The sequence below is a fragment of the Streptomyces sp. NPDC051740 genome, from assembly GCF_044453165.1.
Taxonomy (GTDB): Bacteria; Actinomycetota; Actinomycetes; order Streptomycetales; family Streptomycetaceae; genus Streptomyces; species Streptomyces atrovirens.
In genome coordinates, this window is sequence record NZ_JBITCL010000010.1 from 254,873 (window position 1) to 275,982 (window position 21,110).

Annotated in this window: 14 protein-coding genes; 4 read left to right on the plus strand and 10 right to left on the minus strand. The window is 71.8% G+C overall.

Annotation, left to right across the window (positions count from 1 at the left end; genetic code table 11):
• Positions 1–5: 5 nt before the first annotated feature.
• On the minus strand, positions 6–1,136 hold the full coding sequence (gene sucC / locus ACIA6T_RS19310; RefSeq protein WP_399447680.1) for an ADP-forming succinate--CoA ligase subunit beta: 1,131 nt from the start codon (positions 1,134–1,136) through the stop codon (positions 6–8).
• Positions 1,137–1,325: 189 nt separating this feature from the next.
• Here sucC and ACIA6T_RS19315 point away from each other — a divergent pair, with 189 nt between their 5' ends.
• From ACIA6T_RS19315 to ACIA6T_RS19330, 4 genes are all read left to right on the plus strand, one after another.
• Positions 1,326–3,008 (plus strand): thiamine pyrophosphate-binding protein, encoded by a 1,683-nt coding sequence (locus tag ACIA6T_RS19315; protein ID WP_399447681.1) that lies wholly within the window; start codon positions 1,326–1,328, stop codon positions 3,006–3,008.
• A gap of 11 nt (positions 3,009–3,019) precedes the next feature.
• Positions 3,020–4,252, plus strand: coding sequence for a formyl-CoA transferase (frc, locus tag ACIA6T_RS19320; protein WP_399447682.1), 1,233 nt, complete (start codon positions 3,020–3,022; stop codon positions 4,250–4,252).
• A gap of 4 nt (positions 4,253–4,256) precedes the next feature.
• Positions 4,257–6,452, plus strand: a complete 2,196-nt coding sequence (locus ACIA6T_RS19325; RefSeq protein WP_399447683.1) for an acetate--CoA ligase family protein — start codon at positions 4,257–4,259, stop codon at positions 6,450–6,452.
• A gap of 122 nt (positions 6,453–6,574) precedes the next feature.
• Positions 6,575–7,954 carry an OFA family MFS transporter gene (locus ACIA6T_RS19330; protein WP_399447684.1) on the plus strand — a complete coding sequence of 460 codons (1,380 nt, stop codon included), beginning with the start codon at positions 6,575–6,577 and terminating at the stop codon, positions 7,952–7,954.
• A gap of 78 nt (positions 7,955–8,032) precedes the next feature.
• Here the strand turns inward: ACIA6T_RS19330 and ACIA6T_RS19335 are convergent, their stop codons facing one another.
• The 9 genes from ACIA6T_RS19335 to ACIA6T_RS19375 all read right to left on the minus strand — a co-directional run bounded on the left by ACIA6T_RS19335 (position 8,033) and on the right by ACIA6T_RS19375 (position 20,984).
• Positions 8,033–9,226, minus strand: a complete 1,194-nt coding sequence (locus ACIA6T_RS19335; RefSeq protein WP_399447685.1) for a sugar phosphate isomerase/epimerase family protein — start codon at positions 9,224–9,226, stop codon at positions 8,033–8,035.
• Positions 9,227–9,341: 115 nt separating this feature from the next.
• Positions 9,342–10,721, minus strand: coding sequence for a nucleotide pyrophosphatase/phosphodiesterase family protein (locus ACIA6T_RS19340; RefSeq protein ID WP_399447686.1), 1,380 nt, complete (start codon positions 10,719–10,721; stop codon positions 9,342–9,344).
• Entirely contained in the window at positions 10,718–11,923 is a 1,206-nt protein-coding gene (eboE, locus tag ACIA6T_RS19345; protein WP_399447687.1) for a metabolite traffic protein EboE, read from the minus strand. The genes ACIA6T_RS19340 and eboE overlap by 4 nt, the downstream gene beginning before the upstream one ends.
• 3 nt (positions 11,924–11,926) lie before the next feature.
• On the minus strand, positions 11,927–12,817 hold the full coding sequence (locus ACIA6T_RS19350) for a TatD family hydrolase (protein ID WP_399447688.1): 891 nt from the start codon (positions 12,815–12,817) through the stop codon (positions 11,927–11,929).
• Positions 12,817–13,557: an EboA domain-containing protein gene (locus ACIA6T_RS19355; protein WP_399447689.1), complete on the minus strand. Its 741-nt coding sequence runs from the start codon at positions 13,555–13,557 to the stop codon at positions 12,817–12,819. Before ACIA6T_RS19355 ends, ACIA6T_RS19350 begins: the two co-directional genes overlap by 1 nt.
• Positions 13,554–14,507: a sugar phosphate isomerase/epimerase family protein gene (locus ACIA6T_RS19360; protein WP_399447716.1), complete on the minus strand. Its 954-nt coding sequence runs from the start codon at positions 14,505–14,507 to the stop codon at positions 13,554–13,556. Before ACIA6T_RS19360 ends, ACIA6T_RS19355 begins: the two co-directional genes overlap by 4 nt.
• Before the next feature lie 263 nt (positions 14,508–14,770).
• Positions 14,771–15,823, minus strand: a complete 1,053-nt coding sequence (locus ACIA6T_RS19365) for an SCO3242 family prenyltransferase (protein WP_399447690.1) — start codon at positions 15,821–15,823, stop codon at positions 14,771–14,773.
• Between the two features lie 128 nt (positions 15,824–15,951).
• The gene (locus ACIA6T_RS19370) at positions 15,952–17,115 is read right to left on the minus strand and encodes an inositol-3-phosphate synthase (protein WP_399447691.1); all 1,164 of its coding nucleotides are present in this window, start codon (positions 17,113–17,115) and stop codon (positions 15,952–15,954) included.
• Positions 17,116–17,270: 155 nt separating this feature from the next.
• Positions 17,271–20,984: a ThuA domain-containing protein gene (locus ACIA6T_RS19375; protein ID WP_399447692.1), complete on the minus strand. Its 3,714-nt coding sequence runs from the start codon at positions 20,982–20,984 to the stop codon at positions 17,271–17,273.
• Between the last annotated feature and the right edge of the window lie 126 nt (positions 20,985–21,110).

Genomic DNA, 21,110 nt, shown 5'->3' on the forward strand with positions numbered 1-21,110 from the left:
TCTCCTCAGGGTGTGGTGGCGAGGTGGGCGGCCCGGCTCGCGGCGCCGTCCATGGTGGTGACCTGTTCGACGAGCGGGTGCTGGTGCTCGTCGAGAACGGCCCGTCCCCGGGCCGCGTTGTTGCCGTCGAGCCGTACGACGAGCGGCTTGGTCAGCCGTACGGTGTCCAGGGCGCGGACGATGCCGTCGGCGACCGCGTCGCAGGCGGTGATGCCGCCGAAGACGTTGACGAAGACGGACTTCACGGACGGGTCGGCGAGGACGACCGACAGTCCGTCCGCCATGATCTGCGCGGAGGCGCCGCCGCCGATGTCGAGGAAGTCGGCGGGGCGGGCTCCGCAGCCGGCCACCACGTCAAGGGGTGACATGACGAGTCCGGCGCCGTTGCCGATGATGCCGACCTCGCCGTCGAGCTTGACGTAGTTGAGGCCCTTCGCGGCCGCGGCGGCCTCCAGCGGGTCGTGGCGGCCGTCGTCCTCGGCGTACCGGTGTGCCTGACGGAAGACGGCGTTGTCGTCGAGGGTGACCTTGCCGTCGAGCGCCATGATCCGGCCGTCGCGGGTGCGGACGAGCGGGTTGACCTCGACGAGCAGGGCGTCCTCGCGGACGAGGACGTCCCACAGCCGGACGAGCGTGTCGACCGTCTGTGGTGGCAGTCCGGCCGCCTCGGCGATACGGGACGCCGTCGCCAGGGTGACTCCCTCGGCCGGGTCGACGGGGACGCGGGCGACCGCCCCGGGGCGGGTCGCGGCGACCTCCTCGATGTCCATGCCACCCTCGGCGGAGGCGATGGCGAGGAAGCGTCCGGCGGCGCGGTCGAGGACGTAGGAGACGTAGAACTCCTCCTCCGTGTCGACGGGCCGGGCCAGCATCACCGTGCCGACCGTGTGGCCCTTGATGTCCATGCCGAGGATCCGGCGTGCCGTGAGTTCGGCGGCGGCCGGGTCGACGGCGAGTCTGACGCCGCCCGCCTTGCCCCGTCCGCCGGTCTTGACCTGCGCCTTGACGACCACTCGGCCGCCCAGTCGGCGCGCGATCTCGCGGGCCTGTCTGGGCGAGTCGGTGACCTCGGCCGACGGCACCACGATGCCGTGTTCCGCGAAGAGTTCCCTTGCCTGGTGTTCGTACAGGTCCATCTCGGCTCCTGTCTGCGAAGTCGCCGGAAGGTCCGAGGAGGGCCGGAGACGGGCGACCGAAAAGTGCCGCGCACCCCTGGACACCACCCATCGGATGCGGGATAACAAGCTTCATACAGTATTCGTCGACTGTATGCAATGTACCGCGAGAGCGTTCCCCACCCCCTAGGAAGGGACAAGGACTTCGCCATGCCCGACGACACCCAGGACGTCATCTCAGGCGGTCATCTCGTCGCCAAGGCCCTCAAGGCCGAGGGCGTCGACCGCATCTACACCCTGTGCGGCGGCCACATCATCGACATCTACGACGGCTGCGTCGACGAGGGCATCGAGGTCGTCGACGTACGGCACGAGCAGGTGGCCGCCCATGCCGCCGACGGCTACGCGCGCGTCACCGGCAAGCCCGGCTGCGCGGTCGTCACCGCAGGCCCGGGGACGACCGACGCCGTCACCGGGGTCGCCAACGCCTTCCGCGCGGAGTCCCCGATGCTGCTGATCGGCGGTCAGGGGGCTCTCACCCAGCACAAGATGGGGTCGCTGCAGGACCTGCCGCACGTCGACATGATGAACCCCATCACCAAGTTCGCGGCGGCCGTGCCCGACACGGCGCGGGCGGCGGACATGGTGTCGATGGCCTTCCGCGAGTGCTACCACGGCGCCCCCGGCCCCTCCTTCCTGGAGATCCCTCGCGATGTGCTGGACGCCAAGGTGCCGGTGTCCAGGGCGCGCGTGCCGCGGCAGGGCGCGTACCGCGCCTCGACCCGGTCGGCCGGCGATCCCGAGGCGGTCGAGAAGCTGGCCGATCTGCTGGTGCACGCCGAGAAGCCGGCGATCCTGCTCGGCAGCCAGGTATGGACGACCCGGGGCACCGAGGCGGCCGTCGAGCTGGTGCGCACGCTCAACATCCCCGCGTACATGAACGGCGCGGGACGCGGCACGCTCCCGCCCGGCGACCCGCACCACTTCCAGCTCTCCCGGCGGTACGCCTTCTCCAACGCCGACGTCATCGTGATCGTCGGTACGCCCTTCGACTTCCGCATGGGCTACGGCGAGCGGCTCTCCCCCGACGCGACCGTCGTGCAGATCGACCTCGACTACCGCACCGTCGGCAAGAACCGCGACATCGACCTCGGGATCGTGGGCGACGCGGGGCTGGTGCTGAAGTCGGTGACGGAAGCCGCCTCCGGGCGGGTGAACGGGGGTGCGTCCCGGCGCAAGGAGTGGCTGGACGAGCTGCGGGCCGCCGAGCAGAGCGCCCTGGAGAAGCGACTGCCGCAGCTCCGGTCGGACGCCTCGCCCATCCACCCGTACCGGCTGGTCGGCGAGATCAACGACTTCCTCACCGAGGACTCGATCTACATCGGCGACGGCGGCGACATCGTCACCTTCTCCGGGCAGGTCGTCCAGCCCAAGTCACCCGGGCACTGGATGGACCCGGGGCCGCTCGGCACCCTCGGCGTCGGTGTCCCCTTCGTGCTCGCCGCCAAGCAGGCCCGGCCCGACAAGGAGGTCGTCGCGCTCTTCGGCGACGGCGCCTTCTCCCTCACCGGCTGGGACTTCGAGACCCTCGTCCGCTACGACCTCCCCTTCGTCGGCGTCGTCGGCAACAACTCCTCGATGAACCAGATCCGCTACGGCCAGGCCGCCAAGTACGGCAAGGACCGGGAGCGGGTCGGCAACACCCTCGGCGACGTCCGGTACGACGAGTTCGCGCGGATGCTGGGCGGTCACGGCGAGGAGGTCCGCGATCCCGCCGACATCGGCCCCGCCCTGCGCCGGGCCCGTGAGTCCGGCAAGCCTTCGCTGATCAACGTCTGGGTGGACCCCGACGCGTACGCCCCCGGAACCATGAACCAGACCATGTACAAGTGAGGTGCACGCCCATGACCCCCAAGGCACTTGAGGGCATCCGCGTCCTCGACATGACGCATGTCCAGTCCGGCCCCTCCGCGACCCAGCTGCTGGCCTGGCTCGGCGCGGACGTCGTCAAGCTGGAGGCGCCGACCGGCGACATCACGCGCAAGCAGCTGCGCGACCTGCCGGACGTCGACTCCCTCTACTTCACGATGCTCAACTGCAACAAACGGAGCATCACCCTCAACACCAAGACCGAGCGCGGCAAGGAGATCCTCACCGAGCTGATCCGGCGCTCGGACGTCATGGTCGAGAACTTCGGGCCGGGCGCGATCGACCGGATGGGGTTCACCTGGGACCGCGTCAAGGAGATCAATCCACGGATCGTCTACGCCTCCATCAAGGGGTTCGGGGACGGCCCGTACACCAACTTCAAGGCGTACGAGGTCGTCGCCCAGGCCATGGGCGGGTCGATGTCGACCACCGGTTTCGAGGACGGGCCGCCGCTGGCGACGGGGGCCCAGATCGGGGACTCGGGCACGGGTGTGCACGCGGTGGCCGGCATCCTCGCCGCCCTGTTCCAGCGGGAGCGCACCGGGCGCGGGCAGCGGGTGAACGTGGCCATGCAGCACGCGGTGCTCAACCTCTGCCGGGTGAAGCTGCGCGACCAGCAGCGCCTGACCCATGGTCCACTCGCCGAATATCCCAACGAGGACTTCGGCGACGAGGTTCCCCGCTCCGGGAACGCGTCCGGCGGGGGCCAGCCGGGCTGGGCGGTGAAGTGCGCTCCGGGCGGCCCGAACGACTACGTGTACGTCATCGTGCAGCCCGTCGGCTGGAAGCCGCTCAGCGAGCTCATCGGCCGGCCGGAACTGGCCGACGACCCCGAGTGGGCGACGCCGGAGGCCCGGCTGCCCAAGCTGAACAAGATGTTCCAGCTGATCGAGGAGTGGTCCTCGACCCTGCCCAAGTGGGAGGTGCTGGAACGGCTGAACGCGCACAACATCCCGTGCGGGCCGATCCTGTCCACCAGGGAGATCATCGAGGACCGCTCACTGGTCGCCAACGAGATGGTCGTCACCGTCCCGCACCCCGAGCGCGGCGAGTTCGTCACCGTCGGCAGCCCGCTGAAGCTCTCCGACTCCCCCGTGGACGTGGTCGCCTCCCCGCTGCTGGGCGAGCACAACGCGGAGGTCTACGTCGGTGAACTGGGCCTCGGGGACGAGGAGCTGCACCTGCTCAAGTCGAACGGGGTGATCTGACGTGATGGCCGAGGACCGGGCGCCGAGGATCCGGGCGCTGCTGGACTCGGTGCGCGCCGAGGGCCGTACCGCGCTCACCGCGCCCGAGGGCAAGATGATCGCCGACGCGTACGGGATCGCCGTACCCGGCGAGGAGCTGGCCGCCGATGTCGACGAGGCCGTGGCGTACGCGGCGCGGTTCGGCGGGCCCGTCGTGATGAAGATCGTGTCACCGGACATCCTGCACAAGACCGACGCCGGCGGTGTGATCGTCGGGGTGGAGGGGGCGGCGGACGTACGGGCGGCGTTCTGCCGGATCGTCGAGAACGCGCGGGCGTACGCCCCGGATGCGCGCATCGAGGGCGTGCAGGTGCAGGAGCTGCTGCCGAAGGGGCAGGAGGTCATCGTCGGCGCGGTCACCGATCCGACGTTCGGGAAGGTGGTGGCGTTCGGGCTCGGCGGGGTGCTCGTCGAGGTGCTGAAGGACGTCACGTTCCGGCTGGCGCCGGTGGACTCCGACGAGGCGCTGTCGATGCTGGACTCGATCCGGTCGGCGGAGATCCTGCGCGGGGTGCGGGGTCAGGAGGGTGTGGACCGGTGGGCGGTCGCCGAGCAGATCCGGCGGGTGTCGCGACTGGTGGCGGACTTCCCGGAGATCGCCGAGGTGGACCTCAACCCGGTGATCGCCACCGCGGACGGAGCGGTCGCCGCCGACATCCGCGTGATCCTCTCCACCGGGCAGCCGAAGGAGCGGCGCCGCTACTCGCGCGAGGAGATCCTCGCCTCCATGCGCCGGCTGATGCAGCCGCGTTCGGTGGCCGTGATCGGGGCCTCCAACGAGCCGGGCAAGATCGGCAACTCGGTGATGCGCAACCTCGTCGACGGCGGCTTCGCCGGGGAGATCCATCCGGTGAACCCCAAGGCCGATGACATTCTCGGCCGCAAGGCGTACAGGAGTGTCACCGACGTGCCCGGTGAGGTGGATGTGGCGGTCTTCGCGATCCCCGCCAGGTTCGTGGCCTCGGCGCTGGAGGAGGTGGGGCGCAAGCGGATCCCGAACGCCGTACTGATCCCCTCCGGGTTCGCGGAGACCGGTGAACACGAACTCCAGGACGAGATCGTGGCGGTCGCCGAGCGGCACGGCGTCCGGCTGCTCGGGCCCAACATCTACGGCTACTACTCGACCTGGCAGGACCTGTGCGCCACGTTCTGCACGCCGTACGACGTCAAGGGCGGGGTGGCGCTGACCAGCCAGTCGGGCGGCATCGGGATGGCGATCCTGGGCTTCGCGCGCACTACCGGAACCGGTGTGTCGGCGATCGTCGGCCTCGGCAACAAGTCGGACCTGGACGAGGACGACCTGCTGACCTGGTTCGGCGAGGACCCGCACACCGAGTGCATCGCGATGCACCTGGAGGACCTCAAGGACGGGCGCGCGTTCGTCGAGGCCGCGCGGGAGACCGTACCGAAGAAACCGGTCGTGGTGCTGAAGGCGGGGCGTACGGCGGCGGGCGCGAAGGCCGCGGGCTCGCACACCGGCGCGCTGGCGGGCGACGACGCGGTGTACGACGACGTCCTGCGGCAGGCGGGCGTCATCCGGGCACCGGGTCTGAACGACATGCTGGAGTACGCGCGCGCCTTGCCGGTGCTGCCCACGCCGCGGGGCGACAACGTGGTGATCATCACCGGGGCCGGCGGCAGCGGGGTGCTGCTGTCGGACGCGGTGACGGACAACGGGCTGTCGCTGATGGAGATCCCGGCCGATCTGGACGCGGCGTTCAGGGAGTTCATCCCGCCGTTCGGGGCCGCGGGCAACCCCGTGGACATCACCGGCGGGGAGCCGCCGTCGACGTACGAGGCGACGATCCGGCTGGGTCTCGGGGACCCGCGCATCCACGCCCTGGTGCTCGGTTACTGGCACACGATCGTCACTCCTCCCATGGTGTTCGCCGAACTCACCGCGCGGGTGGTGGCCGAGTTCCGGGAGCGCGGGATCGAGAAGCCGGTGGTGGCGTCCCTGGCGGGCGACGTGGAGGTGGAGGAGGCCTGCCAGTACCTCTTCGAACGCGGGGTCGTGGCGTACCCGTACACCACCGAGAAGCCGGTGGCCGTGCTGGGCGCCAAGTACCGGTGGGCGCGGGCCGCGTCGAAGCTGGGGGCCGAAGGCCCCGCCGCCAGGACGGCGGTGGGAGACGGGCGGGATGCCGGGGGCGGCTCATGAGGTGAGCGGCGAGGGGCCGGCCGACGGGTGCGCGTCGGCCGGCCCCGGAAACCCGCGTGCGCACGAAAGGCATTGGACAGGGGGCGCTGGCCAGAACTTTCGACGCCAGGGGTGCAAACGACATGACAACCACCGATGTCACACGGGTCGCCGCCTACCGGGAGGTGACCGACAGGAACGGGCGCGTCTACCGCGTGGGCGAGTCCGACATCGACATCATGGGGCGCAAGCGCAAGTGGATGGTGATCCTGCCCTGGATCGGCATGATGGGCATCTCCTCCGCCGAGTACGCGTTCGCGTCCGCCGAGGACACGCTCCACGAGGCCCACCAGTGGTCCAGCGGCAGCGTCTACTGGATGATGACCGCCTGGGTGTTCTGCCAGGCCGCGGTCGCCTTCCCGGCGGGGCGGCTGCGGGAGAGCGGCAGACTGCCCGCGCGGTGGGCGATGATGCTGGGCTCGGCCGGCACGCTGCTCGGCTATCTGTCGCTGGCGTTCGCGCCGCACGTCGCGTTCGCCTTCATCGGGTTCGGCGTGTTCAGCGGCATGGGCGCGGGCATGGTGTACGCGACCTGCGTCAACATGGTCGGCAAGTGGTACCCGGAGCGCAGGGGCGGCAAGACCGGCTTCGTCAACGGCGGTTTCGCCTACGGCTCGGTGCCGTTCGTCTTCATCTTCCACGGCTACATGGACGGCTCCAACTTCCGCTGGGTGCTGGTCTCGGCGGGTGTCTTCCTCGCCGCCATGGTGGCTCTCGCCGGCTTCTGCTTCCGGGACCCGCCGAAGAACTGGTGGCCGGCCGCCGTCGACCCGCTGAACCCGCCGGACGACCCGCGGGCCCGGCGTTCGCTGGAGAAGAACCCCCCGGCCGTCAAGCAGTACTCCCCGATGGAGGCGTGGAGGACCGGCCGGGTGGCGCTGATGTGGTTCTGTCTCGCCTGTACCTCCGGCGTGAACATCTTCGGTATCGCCTTCCAGGTCGACATCGGTGAGGACGCGGGCTTCGCGGCCGGCATCGTGGCCACCGCGATGTCGCTGAAGGCGATCGTCAACGGCACCGGGCGCGGCGTCATCGGCTGGCTCTCCGACCTCTACGGCCGCAAGCAGTGCCTGCTCCACGTGTGCGCCATCCTCGGCCTCGCCCAGTTCGGCATCATCTGGTCGGCCGAGATCAGGAACCTGCCGCTGTTCCTGCTCTTCTCCGCCGTCTCCGGTTTCGGCGGCGGTGCCATCTTCCCGATGTTCGCGGCGCTGACGGCGGACTACTTCGGCGAGGACAACAACGCCACCAACTACGGGATGGTCTACAGCTCCAAGCTCGTCTCCGGTCTGGGCGCGGGCATGGGGACCGTGGTCGTCGGCGCCTGGGGCCACAACGGCGCCTTCACCCTGGCGGGCTGCATCTCGATCTTCGCCGGGTTCGTGGCGCTGTTCCTGCAACCACCGGGACGCCCGAAGGACAAGCGCGTCACGCCCAACCCCCGGCCGCTCGGCGAGGGATGACCTGGCGAAGCTCCCCCGCACGGACCGGGCGGCCCCTCCCCCAGCACGCGGGAGGGGCCGCCCGGTCCGTGTTCCGGGTCAGCGGCGCCGCTTGCGCAGGGCCGCCATGTTGTCGTAGCTGATCTTGGCCTCGCGCAGCGACTGCGCGGGGTCGGTGGCGCTCGGGGAGTTGTCGTCCTCGACCATCGGGTTGTGGTAGTTCCGCTCGCCGACCCGCGAGAAGAACGTCGTGTAGTCGATGACGCCGGTCCCGAAGGGCACCATGTCGTAGCCCATGCCGTTGGTCGTGCTGACGACACCGTCCTTGGCGTGGAACAGCGGGTAGCGCTTGTTGTCGCGGGCGACCAGGCCGGCCGGGTCGAAGACGCTCTTTTGGGTGGAGCCGTCGTGGGCGGTGTACGTGTGGAACTTGTACTGGGCGACGTGCGCCCAGAAGATGTCCATCTCCAGCCAGACCGCCCTCGGGTCGGTGATCTTCAGGAAGTACTCCAGCTTCCGGATGCCGGAGCTGCGGGTCGGCCGGCCCTGGTCGTCCAGCGGGCCGCCGTCGAGCAGGAAGCCGTAGGCGCTGTCGTGGTTGTGGGTGTAGAGCTTGATGCCCTCGCGGCGGGCGATCGCGCCGAGGGCGTTCCACTTGTCGGCGGCCACGTCCCAGTCGGCGCGGTAGGAGCTGCCGGTGGGGTCGCCACCGGTGCCCATGTGGTCCATGCCGATGATGTTGGCGATCTCGAGGTGCTTCTTGAAGGTGTCCAGGTCCGCGGTGGTCAGCGGCCAGGACGGCGGGATGAAGCCGTGGTTGCCCTGGGCACGCAGACCGTAGTCGTCGAGCCAGGAGCGCAGCAGCCTGGCGCCCTCGACGGTTTCCAGGTCGGCGCCGCCGGGAGCGTTCGCGTGCTGGCGGTAGCCGGCGAACTCCACCTGGCGGTAGCCGTGGCGGGCCAGCTGCTTGAACACCTCGCGGAAGCCGGAGGGCAGGTCGCTCGCGAGGGGGTCGCGTGCGGTGGCGTCACGGACGGTGTAGAGGATGATGCCGCGCTTGTGCGGCGGGACGAGCACCTGTCCGCGCCCGTGTCCGTGCCCGTGGTCGTGGTCTCTGCCCCGGTCGTGGGCCAGGGCGGGGGCGGCGCCGAAGACGGGGGCGGCGACGGCTCCGGCCGCCACTGCGGTGCAGGTGCTGAGGAAACGGCGCCGGTCCACACCGAGGGTGCGGCGCAGTCCCTCGTCCGGGGCGTCGGCGGCTTCGGTGCGTGAAGGGTCGGAGTACGGGGTCACGAGTGGCCTGCCTTCTCGGTCGTGGCCGGTTCCGGTCCCGCCGGGACCGGCCGTTGTCAGTGCCGTGTGTTTCACTCTCGGTAGTCGGATCTCGGGGGCCGTACCGGGTGGTGCGTCAGTCGAGTCCGGCCAGCCGGAGCAGGAGTTGTTTGACGTCGGTGGCCGCGACGCGGTCTCCGACAGCGCGGGGGGTGGAGCAGATGAGGAGCGGACCGTCGTCGTCGCTCGCGGGGAGGCGGCCGTGGCTGCCGCGAATAGGTGAGGGGTCCAGGGGCACGACCGCCATGCGGTAGCGCATGCCGAGTTTCTTGCGCGCCAGCGCGGTGGCCGCCTTGACCTTGACGTAGGGGTCGAGGGGATCCATGAACAGTTCGACCGGGTCGTAGCCGGGTTTGCGGTGGATCTCGACGAGCTGCGCGAAGTCGGGCGCGCGGTCGTCGTCGAGCCAGTAGTAGTACGTGAACCAGGCGTCGGGCTCGGCGACGGCGACGAGTTCGCCGGCGCGCGGATGGTCGAGGTGGTGGGCCTTCTTGCCCTCGTCGTCGAGGAGTCGCTCGACGCCGGGCAGTCCGTCGAGGGCGGCGCGGGTGGCGTCGAGGTCCTCGGGGCGGCGCACGTAGACGTGGGCGAGCTGGTGGTCGGCGACCGCGAAGGCACGGGAGGCCATCGGGTCGAGGTACTCCATGCCGTCCTGGGTGTGGACCTCGAGGAGGCCGGCGCGGCGCAGGGCGCGGTTGATGTCCACGGGCCGGTTCACGCGGGTGATGCCGTACTCGGACAGGGCGACGACGGTACGGCCCTCGGCGCGGGCGTCGTCCAGCAGCGGGGCCAGTGCGGCGTCGAGGTCGGCGGCCGCCTGCAGGGAGCGCGGGTCGTCGGGGCCGAAGCGCTGCAGGTCGTAGTCGAGGTGAGGGAGGTAGCAGAGGGTCAGGTCGGGGTGGCGGGTGCGCATGATGTGGCGGGTGGCGTCGATGATCCACTGGCTGGAGACCAGGTCGGCGCCGGGTCCCCAGAAGTGGAAGAGGGGGAAGGTGCCGAGTTTCTCGGTGAGTTCGTCGTGCAGGGCGGGCGGCCGGGTGTAGCAGTCGGGTTCCTTGCGGCCGTCGGCGTAATAAACGGGACGGGGGGTGACGGTGATGTCGGTGTCGGCGCCCATGGCGTACCACCAGCAGATGTTGGCGACGGTGTAGCCGGGGTGGGCGCGGCGGGCGGCGTCCCAGAGCTTGTCGCCGGCGACGAGGCCGTTGTGCTGCCGCCACAGCAGTACGTCGCCGAGTTCGCGGAAGTACCAGCCGTTGCCGACGATGCCGTGCTCCGAGGGCATGGTGCCGGTGAGGAAGGTGGACTGGGCGGCGCAGGTGACGGCGGGCAGGACGGTGCCGAGCGGGGCGCGGGAGCCGGACCGGCCGAGCGTCTTGAGGTGGGGCATGTGGTCGAGGAGACGGGAGGTGAGGCCCACGACGTCGAGGACGAGCAGGGGGGTGGGGTCGGTCATGGGAGTTCCTTCAGGCCGAGGTCCGTCAGGAGGTCGCGGGCCAGGGTGAGTTCGGCGGCGATGCCGTCGGCGAGCTGGGTGCGGCCGCGGGGGCGCAGCTCGGGCGGGAGGGCCTGCCAGGTGTAGGTCTCGACCTCGAGGTGGCGGGTGAGGGGGCGCGGGCCGCCGACGAGCCGGGTCAGGACGGACTTCAGGACGGGCAGCGTGGAGGTGAGGGGCGCGGTGGGGGCCGCGTGCAGCGGGACGTGGAAGTGGGAGCGCCAGGGCGCCGTGTCGGGCAGGGCGCCGCCGGCCAGGGCCTCGTCGAGGTCGTCGGTGCCGCGCAGGCCGGCCGGGACGGGGGCCCCTCCCGCTCGAGCGGAGTCGAGGGCGGGGGCTGTGCGGGTCTGGTGCAGGAAGCGGGGTTCGGCGAAGGCGGCCAGTGCCTCGCGGACCTCGGGGAGGTGGGGCTGTTCGGCGTGCAGGGCTGCGGAGAGCTGGGACTTGACCACGGGTACGCCGGCCCGGGCGAGGTCGTCCAGGGCGGTGTGCGGGTCTTCGAAGGAGGTGGCGAGGTGGCAGGTGTCGACACAGATGCCGACGCGGTCGTGGGCGATCGCGGTGAGCGGGGCGATGGCGTCACGGGTGGTCTCGACGACACAGCCGGGTTCCGGTTCCAGGGCGACCCGGATGGAGCGCCCGGTCAGTTCCTGGAGGGCGTCGAGGCGTTCGGCGAGGGTGCGCAGGGCGGTGCGGGCCGTCTGCGCGCGCTGCTCGTCGTAGGCGGTGCGCCAGGCCAGCGGCAGGGTGGAGATGCTGCCGTCGGTGACGTCGTCGGGGAGGAGTCCGGCGAGGACACGGGCCAGGGAGGTGGTGTGTTCCAGGCGCTCGGGGTCGGCCCAGTCCGGCTTGTAGACGCGGTACTTGACCTCTTCGGCGCCGAAGCCCTCGTAGGGGAAGCCGTTGAGGGTGACGACCTCCAGGCCGCGCCGGTCGAGTTCGCAGCGCAGTCCGCGCAGGGCGGCGGGGTCGGTGACGAGGGCGTGCGCGGCGTCCTTGGCGAGCCACAGGCCGATGCCGAGCCTGTCCCGGCCGAGACGGCGGCGGACCGGTTCGCAGTGGTCGCGGAGCTGGGCGAGGACACCGTCCAGGGTTTCGGCGGGGTGCACGTTGGTGCAGTAGGCGAGGTGGACGGTGGAGCCGTCGGGGTGGCGGAAGCGCATGGCTCACGCCTCCGTGGCGGGGACGCCGGCCGGCCGGGGCTCGTCCCTCGGTGCGCCGCGCAGGACGGAGTTGCCCTCGTGGGTGGCGTCGGTGGCGTCGACGTCGAGGTTGAGACGGCCGCTGAGCCCGTAGAAGGCGACGGGGTTGCGCCACAGCACCCGGTCGACGTCGTCCTCGGTGAAGCCCTCGGCGAGCATCAGGTCGGCGACCTTGCGGGTCTTGAGGGGGTCGCTCCGGCCCCAGTCGGCGGCGGAGTTCACCAGGACCTGTTCGGGGCCGTGGGCGCGCAGGATGGCGACCATCCGTTCCTCGTCCATCTTGGTGTCGGGATAGACGGAGAAGCCGAGCCAGGCACCGCTGTCCTTGGCCTCCTTGACGGTGGTCTCGTTGAGGTGGTCGACCAGGACGCGGTCGGTGGGCAGGGCGGACTCGCGGACCACGTCCAGGGTGCGGCGCAGCCCGGCGAGCTTGTCGCGGTGCGGGGTGTGCACCAGCGCGGGCAGGCCGTGGTCGGCGGCGAGCTGGAGCTGGGCGGCGAGGGCGGTGTCCTCGGCGGGGGTCATGGAGTCGTAGCCGATCTCGCCGACGGCCACCACGTTGTCCTTGACGAGATACCGGGGCAGCGCGTCGAGGACGGGCGTGCAGCGCGGGTCGTTGGCCTCCTTGGGGTTGAGGGCGAGGGTGCAGTGGTGGGCGATGCCGTACTGGGCGGCGCGGAAGGGTTCCCAGCCGAGGAGGGCGTCGAAGTAGTCGAGGAAGGAGGCCGGGGAGGTGCGGGGCTGGCCGAGCCAGAAGGAGGGCTCGACGACGGCGCGGACGCCCGCGGTGTACATGGCCTCGTAGTCGTCGGTGGTGCGCGACGTCATGTGGATGTGGGGGTCGAAGATGCGCATCAGGACTCCTTGCCGTGGGGGTCGTCCGTGCCGTGCGGCGGGGTGGCGGGGGCGGACTCGGTCAGGGCCAGGACGCGGTGCAGGTCCTCGGGGACGGTGCGGCCGGCGGCGGTGCGTTCCGCGGCGTAGTCGCCGAGCATGCGGGCGAGTTCGCCGTCGCCCCGGGCGCGCCGGGCCAGGTCCGCCACGTGGTCGAGGCCGACGCCGGTGAACAGGCACTTCAGGACCGCGTGCCGCCAGGCGTGGGCGTCGAGGTGCCGGGCGGCGTAGGGGCCGAGGGCGGCGGCGACGAGCCGGGTGTCGTTGGTGCGCAGGGCGTCCTCGACGAGCGGGAGGGCGTCGGGTTCGTCGGGCACGAGGTGCGGCAGGGCGTGCAGGACGGCGCGGCGCTCGTCGGCGGTGCCCTGGAAGTAGACCCGGGTCAGGGCGTCGGCGTCGGCGTCGGCCGCGTGCAGGATGAGGACGCGGGCGGCGTCGGCGTGGGCGGGGCCGCAGCGGCGGCCGGCCTCGGCCAGGCGCAGCTCCCACACGGAGATGGGCCCGTGGGTGCCGGGGTGGGCGGCGGCCTCGTCCAGGGCCTGGTCGAGCCAGGCTCGGGCGGCTCCGCCCAGCCGGCCGGCGAGGCGGCTGCGCAGTTCGGCGGGTGGGGTGAGGGCGGGGGTGGTGCCGTCACCGGGGGTCGTCGGCCCGCCGGTGGTGTCTGCCTCCGGGGTGGCCGGGGTGGCATGGGGGCGGGTCACGGGGTTCTGCTCCCTTCGGGGGTGGCGGAGGGATCGCCGTGCGGTGGGACGGGGACGGAAGGGGCGGCGTGGCGGAGGAACGGGAGGGAGTGGGCGGCGAAGTGGGGCCCCGCGTGGGAGTGGCGGGGCAGTTCCACGACCGTCAGGCCCTGGTAGCCGGTGGCGGCGAGGGCCGCGAGGACGGGCGGGAAGTCGATCTCGCCGTCACCGAAGGGGAGGTGTTCGTGGACGCCTCGGCGCATGTCCTCGATCTGGACGTGGCGCAGCCAGGGGGCGGCGTCGCGTACGCAGTCGGCGGGAGGGAGGGGTTCGAGGCACTGGCAGTGGCCGATGTCCAGGGTGAGGCCGAGGGGCTCGGGATCGCCGAGCGTGCGGCGCAGATGGTGGAAGTCGGCGAGGGTGGCGAGGAGGTGGCCGGGTTCGGGTTCGACGGCGAGGGGGACGCCGGCGGTGGCGGCGGCGTCCAGGACGGGAGTGAGGGTTTCGGCGAGGCGTTTCCAGGCGGTGGCCTCGTCGGTGCCGTCGGGAACGATGCCGCTGAAGCAGTGCACGGCGTGCGCGCCGAGGTCGGCGGCGACGCGGACGGCACGCAGGAGGAGGTCGACGCGGCGGGCGCGGTCGTCCGGGTCGGCGTCCAGCAGCGAGGGGCCGTGCTTGCGGCGGGGGTCGAGCACATAGCGGGCGCCGGTCTCCACGGTCACGCCGAGCCCCAGCTCGTCGAGACGGTGCGCGACCCGGCGGGTGCGGGCGGCGAGGTCCGGGGCGAGCGGATCGAGGTGCATGTGGTCGAGGGTCAGGCCCACGCCGTCGTAGCCGAGGTCGGCGAGGAGGGCGAGGGCGTCGTCGAGACGGAGGTCGGCGAGACCGTTGGTGCCGTAGCCGAAACGGAGGGGGGTGCGGGCGCTCCGGTTCGCGTCCCGGGCCCCGTCCGCGTGTGCGGCCCGGCTCACGTCCCGGGCCCCGTCCGCGTGTGCGGCCCGGCTCACGTCCCGGCCCAGGCCATGACCGTCGCCGCTCCCCTCCCGGCCCGCATGCCGGGCCGGGCGACCCGCCACGTCCTGACTCGCCTCCGCGGCCGGGACACGACCGTCCCCGGTCGCGTCCCGGCTCACGTACCGAGCCGGGTCGCCGCTCGTGCCCCGGCTCGCCTCCGGGGCCGGGACACGAGCGTCCTCGGTCACCTGTCGGCTCGCGCCCTGGTTCGGGTTCCGGCTCATGTGATGCTCACCTTCCCCATACCGGCCCTCCTCGCGAACATCCGGCCGGCCGGGGCCAGGGCCGCGACCAGGAGGGATGTGGCGGTCCCGCCGGATCGGGCGGCGAGTGCGGCCTGGAGCGGGATCGTGGCGCGGATGCCGCCGCCCACGGCGCGTTGGGTGAGGGGAGGTGAAGGGTTGAGCGTGGCGTGGAAGTAGGGGCGGGCGGCCGTGGCGGCGTAGGCGGCGCCCAGGGCGATGGCGAGGGCGCCTGCGGGGCCGGAGCCCGGCAGGCCGGGGGCGGCTGCTGCCCGCCGGCCTGCCGGGAGTCGGGTGCGGCGGTGGGCGACCAGCCGGGTCAGCACCCCCGTCGTCGCGAGGGCCGCCAGCGGGGCCAGGGCCGAGCCGCCGGTGGTCTCCCGGCGGGAGACGGCCGTGACCGCGAGGGTGTGGCTGCCGAGCAGCGCGGCGGAGGGCAGTGCGGCGCGGGTGCCGCCGCCGGTGGCCGCGGCGCCCAGGAGCAGGTCGAGTCCGCGGGCGGCGGCCATGGCCGCGGGACCGGCGGGCGTGTGCTTCAGGACGAGGTCGTAGGCCCAGACGGTCGCCGCCAGGGGCGCGGCCACCGCGAGGGCGGGGCGTCCCGCACCGGCGGCGAGCGCCAGTCCGGCGCCGGTGAGGGCACCGGCGGCGGTGAGGGCGGCGGCCGGACGGACACGGCCGGACGGCAGCGGGCGGTGCGGGCGCTCCACGGCGTCCTCGGCGCGGTCCGCCCAGTCGTTCAGGGCCATGCCGGCCTCGTACAGGCACAGCGAGGATCCGATGGCGAGCAGGGTGCGGGGCCCGGGGCGCACACCGGCCGCCGCCGCACCGGCCAGGGCGTCGCCGGGGACGGTGAACAGCGCGGGCAGGCGAAGCAGTTCCGCCCACGCGGTTGCGGGCCCGCCCCGTGCGTGTGCCGTCGTGGACCCGTGCGGGTGCGTCGTGGTTGTTCGCGCAGTTCCCCGCGCCCCTGGGGAGTCGCCCAGCCCGCGCACGTCCCGCGCGGGCATGTCGTAGGCGCGTCCCGTCATGGGCCCGTGCGGGTCCGTCGTGGTTGTTCGCGCAGTTCCCCGCGCCCCTGGGGAGTCGCCCAGCCCGCGCACGTCCCGCGCGGGCTCCCCCCGTGCGGGCGTGTCCGGGGCGCCGGGCGTCGGGCGGCTCATCGGTGGGCCTCGGGGTCGGTGGCGTCGGGCCGCAGTCGTTCGGCGAAGTGCCTCAGGTCCGTGTACTGCTCGGCCAGTGACGACGGGCCGTCGCCGACCGGGTCCTTGAAGTAGAAGCCCAGCTCGCTCAGCGGGCCGGTCAGGCCCTTCTGCCGGGCGCGGGCGGTCAGTCGGGCCAGGTCGAGGACGAGGGGGGCGGCCAGGGACGAGTCGCAGCCCTGCCAGGTGGTCTGGAGGATCATGCGGGCGCCGAGGAAGCCGTCGAAGGCGATGTGGTCCCAGGCGGTCTTCCAGTCGCCGAGGGCCGGTACGTCGTCGATGTGGACCTCGCCCTCGGGGGCGGTGCCGAGGGTGTCGGCGAGGACGCGTTCCTTGCCGGCGTTCTTCGCCGCCGCCGCGGCCGGGTCGGCCAGGGCCGCGCCGTCGCCGCCGCCCAGGAGGTTGGTGCCGGACCAGGCGCGCACGGCGAGGGCGCGCTGCAGGAACATCGGGCCGAGGACGGAGCGCAGCAGGGTCTGCCCGGTCTTGCCGTCGCGGCCCCCGTACGGCAGGCCCGAGGACGCGGCGAGCGCGGCCAGCGCCGGGTGGTGCAGGCCCGTGGAGGGGGTGAAGTTGACGTAGGGGCAGCCGGCGCGCAGGGCGGCCGCCGCGTAGAGGGAGCTGGGCGGCAGGGTGCCGTCGGTGGGGGCCGGCTCGGTGGAGGCCACGTTGATCACGACGGCGCCCGCGAGGTCCTGGCGGCGCACGAAGTCGCGGATGTCGGCCGCGAACACGTCGATCCACTGGTCCTGGGTGCGGCCGGTGTCACCGGGCGGGGGGCCGCCGGGCCTGATCTCCCGGTCGGCGGCGACGAGTTCGGCGTGCACGGCGGACGGCAGGCCGTGCGGCAGGACACCGCCGTCGGCGAGGTGCTCGGCACGCTTGGGCAGCGGGCAGTCGACGGTGTCGTGACCGCCGAAGACGAGGGACGACAACGGGGGCAGACCGCATGTGGTGAAGGGAGCGGTCTCGGTGACCATGCCGGTCGGCGGGTGGAGCCCGGCGGCGACGGCGGCGCAGCCCGCGATCGCGGTGGTGGCGACGGAGCCGCGTGCCCCGATGAGCCAGACGCCGAAGCGGGGGGCCGGGGAGGGGGTGGGGAGGGAAGGTTCGGCGGACATGGGCAGCCTCCTTGTCGTACGCGAACCTGGTGCGAGCGCCGGAGGGGGACGAGCGGGGTGCCGGGTGCGTCGGCCCCGGCGGGACGGCGGGCGGAGGTCCGGCGTCCTCCGCCCGCCGCCGTTCCGGTCGCCCCCTCGTCAGGGGGCGGGGCGCCCTAGGAGGGCAGTTCCTTCAGCTGGATGTCGCGGAAGGAGACCTGGTCGTCGGCGCCGTGGTTCTGCAGACCGATGTAGCCGTCGGTCAGGCTCCGCTCGGGGTCCTTGTTGGTGAAGTCGTTGATCTTGACTCCGTTGAGGAACACCTGGAGGCGTTCGCCCTGGACCTTGATCTCGTAGGAGTTCCACTGGCCGGGCGGCCGCAGGACCTGGTCACGGGCCTTGGTGTTCGCCGACTTGAAGGAGTAGACGGAGCCCGTGGTGCGGTCCGCCGCGTCCGTGGCGTCGATCTGGATCTCGTAGCCCTTGTTCACCGCGGACCAGGGGTCGTCGGAGGCCGGGAAGCCCACGAAGATCCCGGAGTTGTCGTCGCCCCGCATCTTCCAGTCGAGCGTGAGGGAGTACGACTTCAGTTCCTTGGCCTGGTACCAGAGCAGGCCCATGCCGCCCTTGGACTCCAGCGTGCCGTCCTTGACGTCGAACGTGCCGGGGCCGGCCTGCTTCCAGCCGTCCAGGGTCTGGCCGTTGAAGATCTCCCGGTAGCCCTTGTCCGGCTTGCAGTCCGCCTTCACCTGGCCGGTGGCGTACTGCATGCCGCCGAGCAGATGGGTGCGGAAGGCCTCGTCGGCGTACGACTCCTTGGTGTGGCCGCCGCCGGTGTAGAAGGAGCGGCCGCCGCCGTAGCTCTGGCACCAGGCGATCGGGTGGTCGCCCTTCATGGTGCCGCCGTCGTAGGTGGTCTCGTCGAGGGTGGCGAGGACCTTGGCCTGCTCACGCGGGTTGGTGCGGTAGTTGTACCACTCGTCGGTGCGCTCCCAGGTGTCGCCGAGGTGCGCGGTGGACGGGTGGTCGTGGTCGTGGACGCGCACGGTGGCCTTCTGGATGGCCGGGTGCGAGTCGAAGTAGGCGCCGACGAGTCCGCCGTAGAACTCCCAGTCGTACTCGGTGTCGGCGGCGGCGTGGATGCCCATGTAGCCGCCGCCGTTCCTGACGTAGTTCTCGAACGCCTTCTGCTGGTCGGCGTCGAGGACGTCACCGGTGGTGGACAGGAAGGCGACCGCGTCGTACTTGGCGAGGTTGGCGGTGGTGAACTGCCGGGCCTCCTCGGTCGCCGTGACCGAGATGCCGGCCGGGGCGCCGAGTTCCTTCAGGGCGGCGACGCCCTCCGGGATGGAGTCGTGGCGGAAGCCGGCCGTCCTGGAGAAGACCAGGACCTTCTTGCCCTTCTTGAACGGCTCGGTGGAGAACTCGAAGTCGTCCACGTCGTACAGCGCGCCGTCGCCGCCCCGGAAGACCAGGTAGATCTCCGTGGTCTTCCTCGGCAGGGACCGCAGCGGCACGTCGACGTCCTGGAACGTCTCCCAGCCACCGGTCGGCGGGATGTACGCCGAGCCGTGCAGCTTGCCGGTGGGCGAGCCGGTGCGCAGCTCGATGAAGCCGCCCGCGCCGCCGGAGGAGGCCCGTACGGTCATCTTCTTCTGGCCCTTGAACAGGTAGGGGCTGAAGGAGATCCAGTCGCCGTCGTCGATGTCGCCGACGGTCTTGCCGCCGTTGGCGCCGGTCTTGTCGATCACCGACACGCCCTGCTGGGTGGAGAAGTGCTCGGCCTGGCGGTGCAGCGGCTGGAGCACGGTGCGCGCGGTGCCGGTCAGCGCCTCCTGGCCGTTCGCCCCGCCGTCGGTGTAGCTGGCACCGACGACACCGTAGATGTCGGCGTTGGGGTCGTGACCGCCGTCCCCGGCGGGCGGCTTCAGGGTGCCCTCACAGCCCATCTCGCTGGTCAGCTCGTGGGCGTGCGAGTCGTGGCCGAGGCTGTAGGCGACCTTGACCCTGGAGCAGTCGATGGTCTCCTCGGGGTCGGTGACGGTCACCTTGAACGGGACGGGCTCACCGAAGGCCGCGAGGCTGCCGTTGCCCGGCACCGTGATCCTCACCGTGGGCTCGGTGTTGCCGACGACGATCCGGGTGCTGGCGCTGCCGGTGTTGCCCTCGGGGTCCTTCGCGGTGAAGGTCGCGGTGTAGGTGCCGACCTTCTTGTACTTGTGGGTGGGGGTGAGTCCCTCGCCCGTGGTGCCGTCGCCGAAGTCCCAGCTGTAGGTGAGGTCCGGGGAGTCGGCGTCATGGGCGGTGCCGGTGAACCCGACCTTCAGGCCGGCCGCGCCGGACGTCCTGTCCGCGCTGACCCCGGCGATCGGGGAGAAGCCGTCCTCGGCGTTCTCGATCCGGTACAGCGCGGAGTTCTCGTCACCCTGGAACCAGGAGACGCCGTAGTCGAGGACGTAGAGCGCTCCGTCGGGGCCGAACTCCATGTCCATGATCTGGGTACCGGTCCACGGGAAGTCGTTGATCGTCGCGACCGTGCCGTCCTCGTTCTGCTCGATCCGCTTGATCCAGCGGCGGCCGAACTCGCCGGCGAAGAAGTCGCCGTCGTACGCCTCGGGGAACTTCACGCTGGAGTCGAGCTCGGGGTCGTAGCGGTAGACCGGGCCGCCCATCGGGGACTCGGAGCCGGTGCCGAACTCGGGCACGGAGTCGCCGTCGTAGGGGATCCAGGCGGCCTGCGCGGGCGGCAGGTCGACCAGGCCGGTGTTGTGCGGCGAGGTGTTCTTCGGGGCGGCGCAGTCGAACGTCTCACCGGAGGCGCCGGTGGCGAAGTCGTAGTCGACGTAGGCGTCGTTGTCGCCGGTGCAGAACGGCCAGCCGAAGTTGGCCGCCTCGGTGACCTTGGCGAACTCGACCTGTCCCCCGGGACCCCGGTTCGGGTCGGCGGCGCCGGCGTCGGGGCCGTAGTCGCCCACGTAGATGGTGCCGGTCTTCTTGTCGATGTTCATCCGGAACGGGTTGCGGAAGCCCATCGCGTAGATCTCGGGACGGGTCTTCTCGGTGCCGGGGGCGAAGAGGTTGCCCTCCGGGACGGTGTACGAGCCGTCCTCGGCGACCTTGATGCGGAGGATCTTGCCGCGCAGGTCGTTGGTGTTGCCGGAGCTGCGGCGGGCGTCGAAGGCCGGGTTGCGGTCCGCCCGCTCGTCGATCGGCGTGAAGCCGTCGGAGGAGAAGGGGTTGGTGTCGTCGCCGGTGGACAGGTAGAGGTTGCCCTCGGCGTCGAAGGCGATGTCGCCGCCGACGTGGCAGCAGGTGCCGCGGGAGGCCGCGACGTCCAGGACCTTCTTCTCGCTGGCCGGGTCCAGCGTGCCGTTGGGGTTGAGGACGAACCGGGAGAGGCGGTTGACGCCGTCGAACTTCTCGAAGTCCTCGGCGGTGCCGGTCTCCGGGGCGTCCCCGGCGGGGGTGTCGAGCGGCGGGGCGTAGTAGAGGTAGATCGCCCGGTTGTTCTCGAAGTCCGGGTCGATGCCGACGCCCTGCAGACCCTCCTCGTCGTGGTTGTAGACGGGGATCTTGCCGGCGACCTTGGTGACACCGCCCTGGTCGGTGAGGCGCAGTGTGCCGTCGCGGGCGGTGTGCAGGACGCTGCGGTCCGGGAGCACGGCGAGCGACATCGGCTCGCCCATCTCGGGTTCGCCCTTGGCGAGCGGTACCTGCTGGAACTGCCCTTCGGCGGCTGCCGTCCCGTCATGCTCCGGGTGGCCCGGGTGGGCGCCGGCGACGGTCGCCGGGGTGCCCACGGCCAGCAACAGGCCGGTGAACAGGGCGAGGGTGGTGCGGAGTCTGGGACGCCTCGTGGTCCGGGTGGATGTGAGTCTGCTTCTGTGCACGAAGTCCCTCCGGGAACGGGTGGGCCGTACGGAACGGGTGCGAAGACGTGCGGTGCGTGCGGGCGCCGGGGTGCGCCGTCACCCCGGAGGCGTGGGTGTCCTGGACACTTCAGGGACGGTAACCGC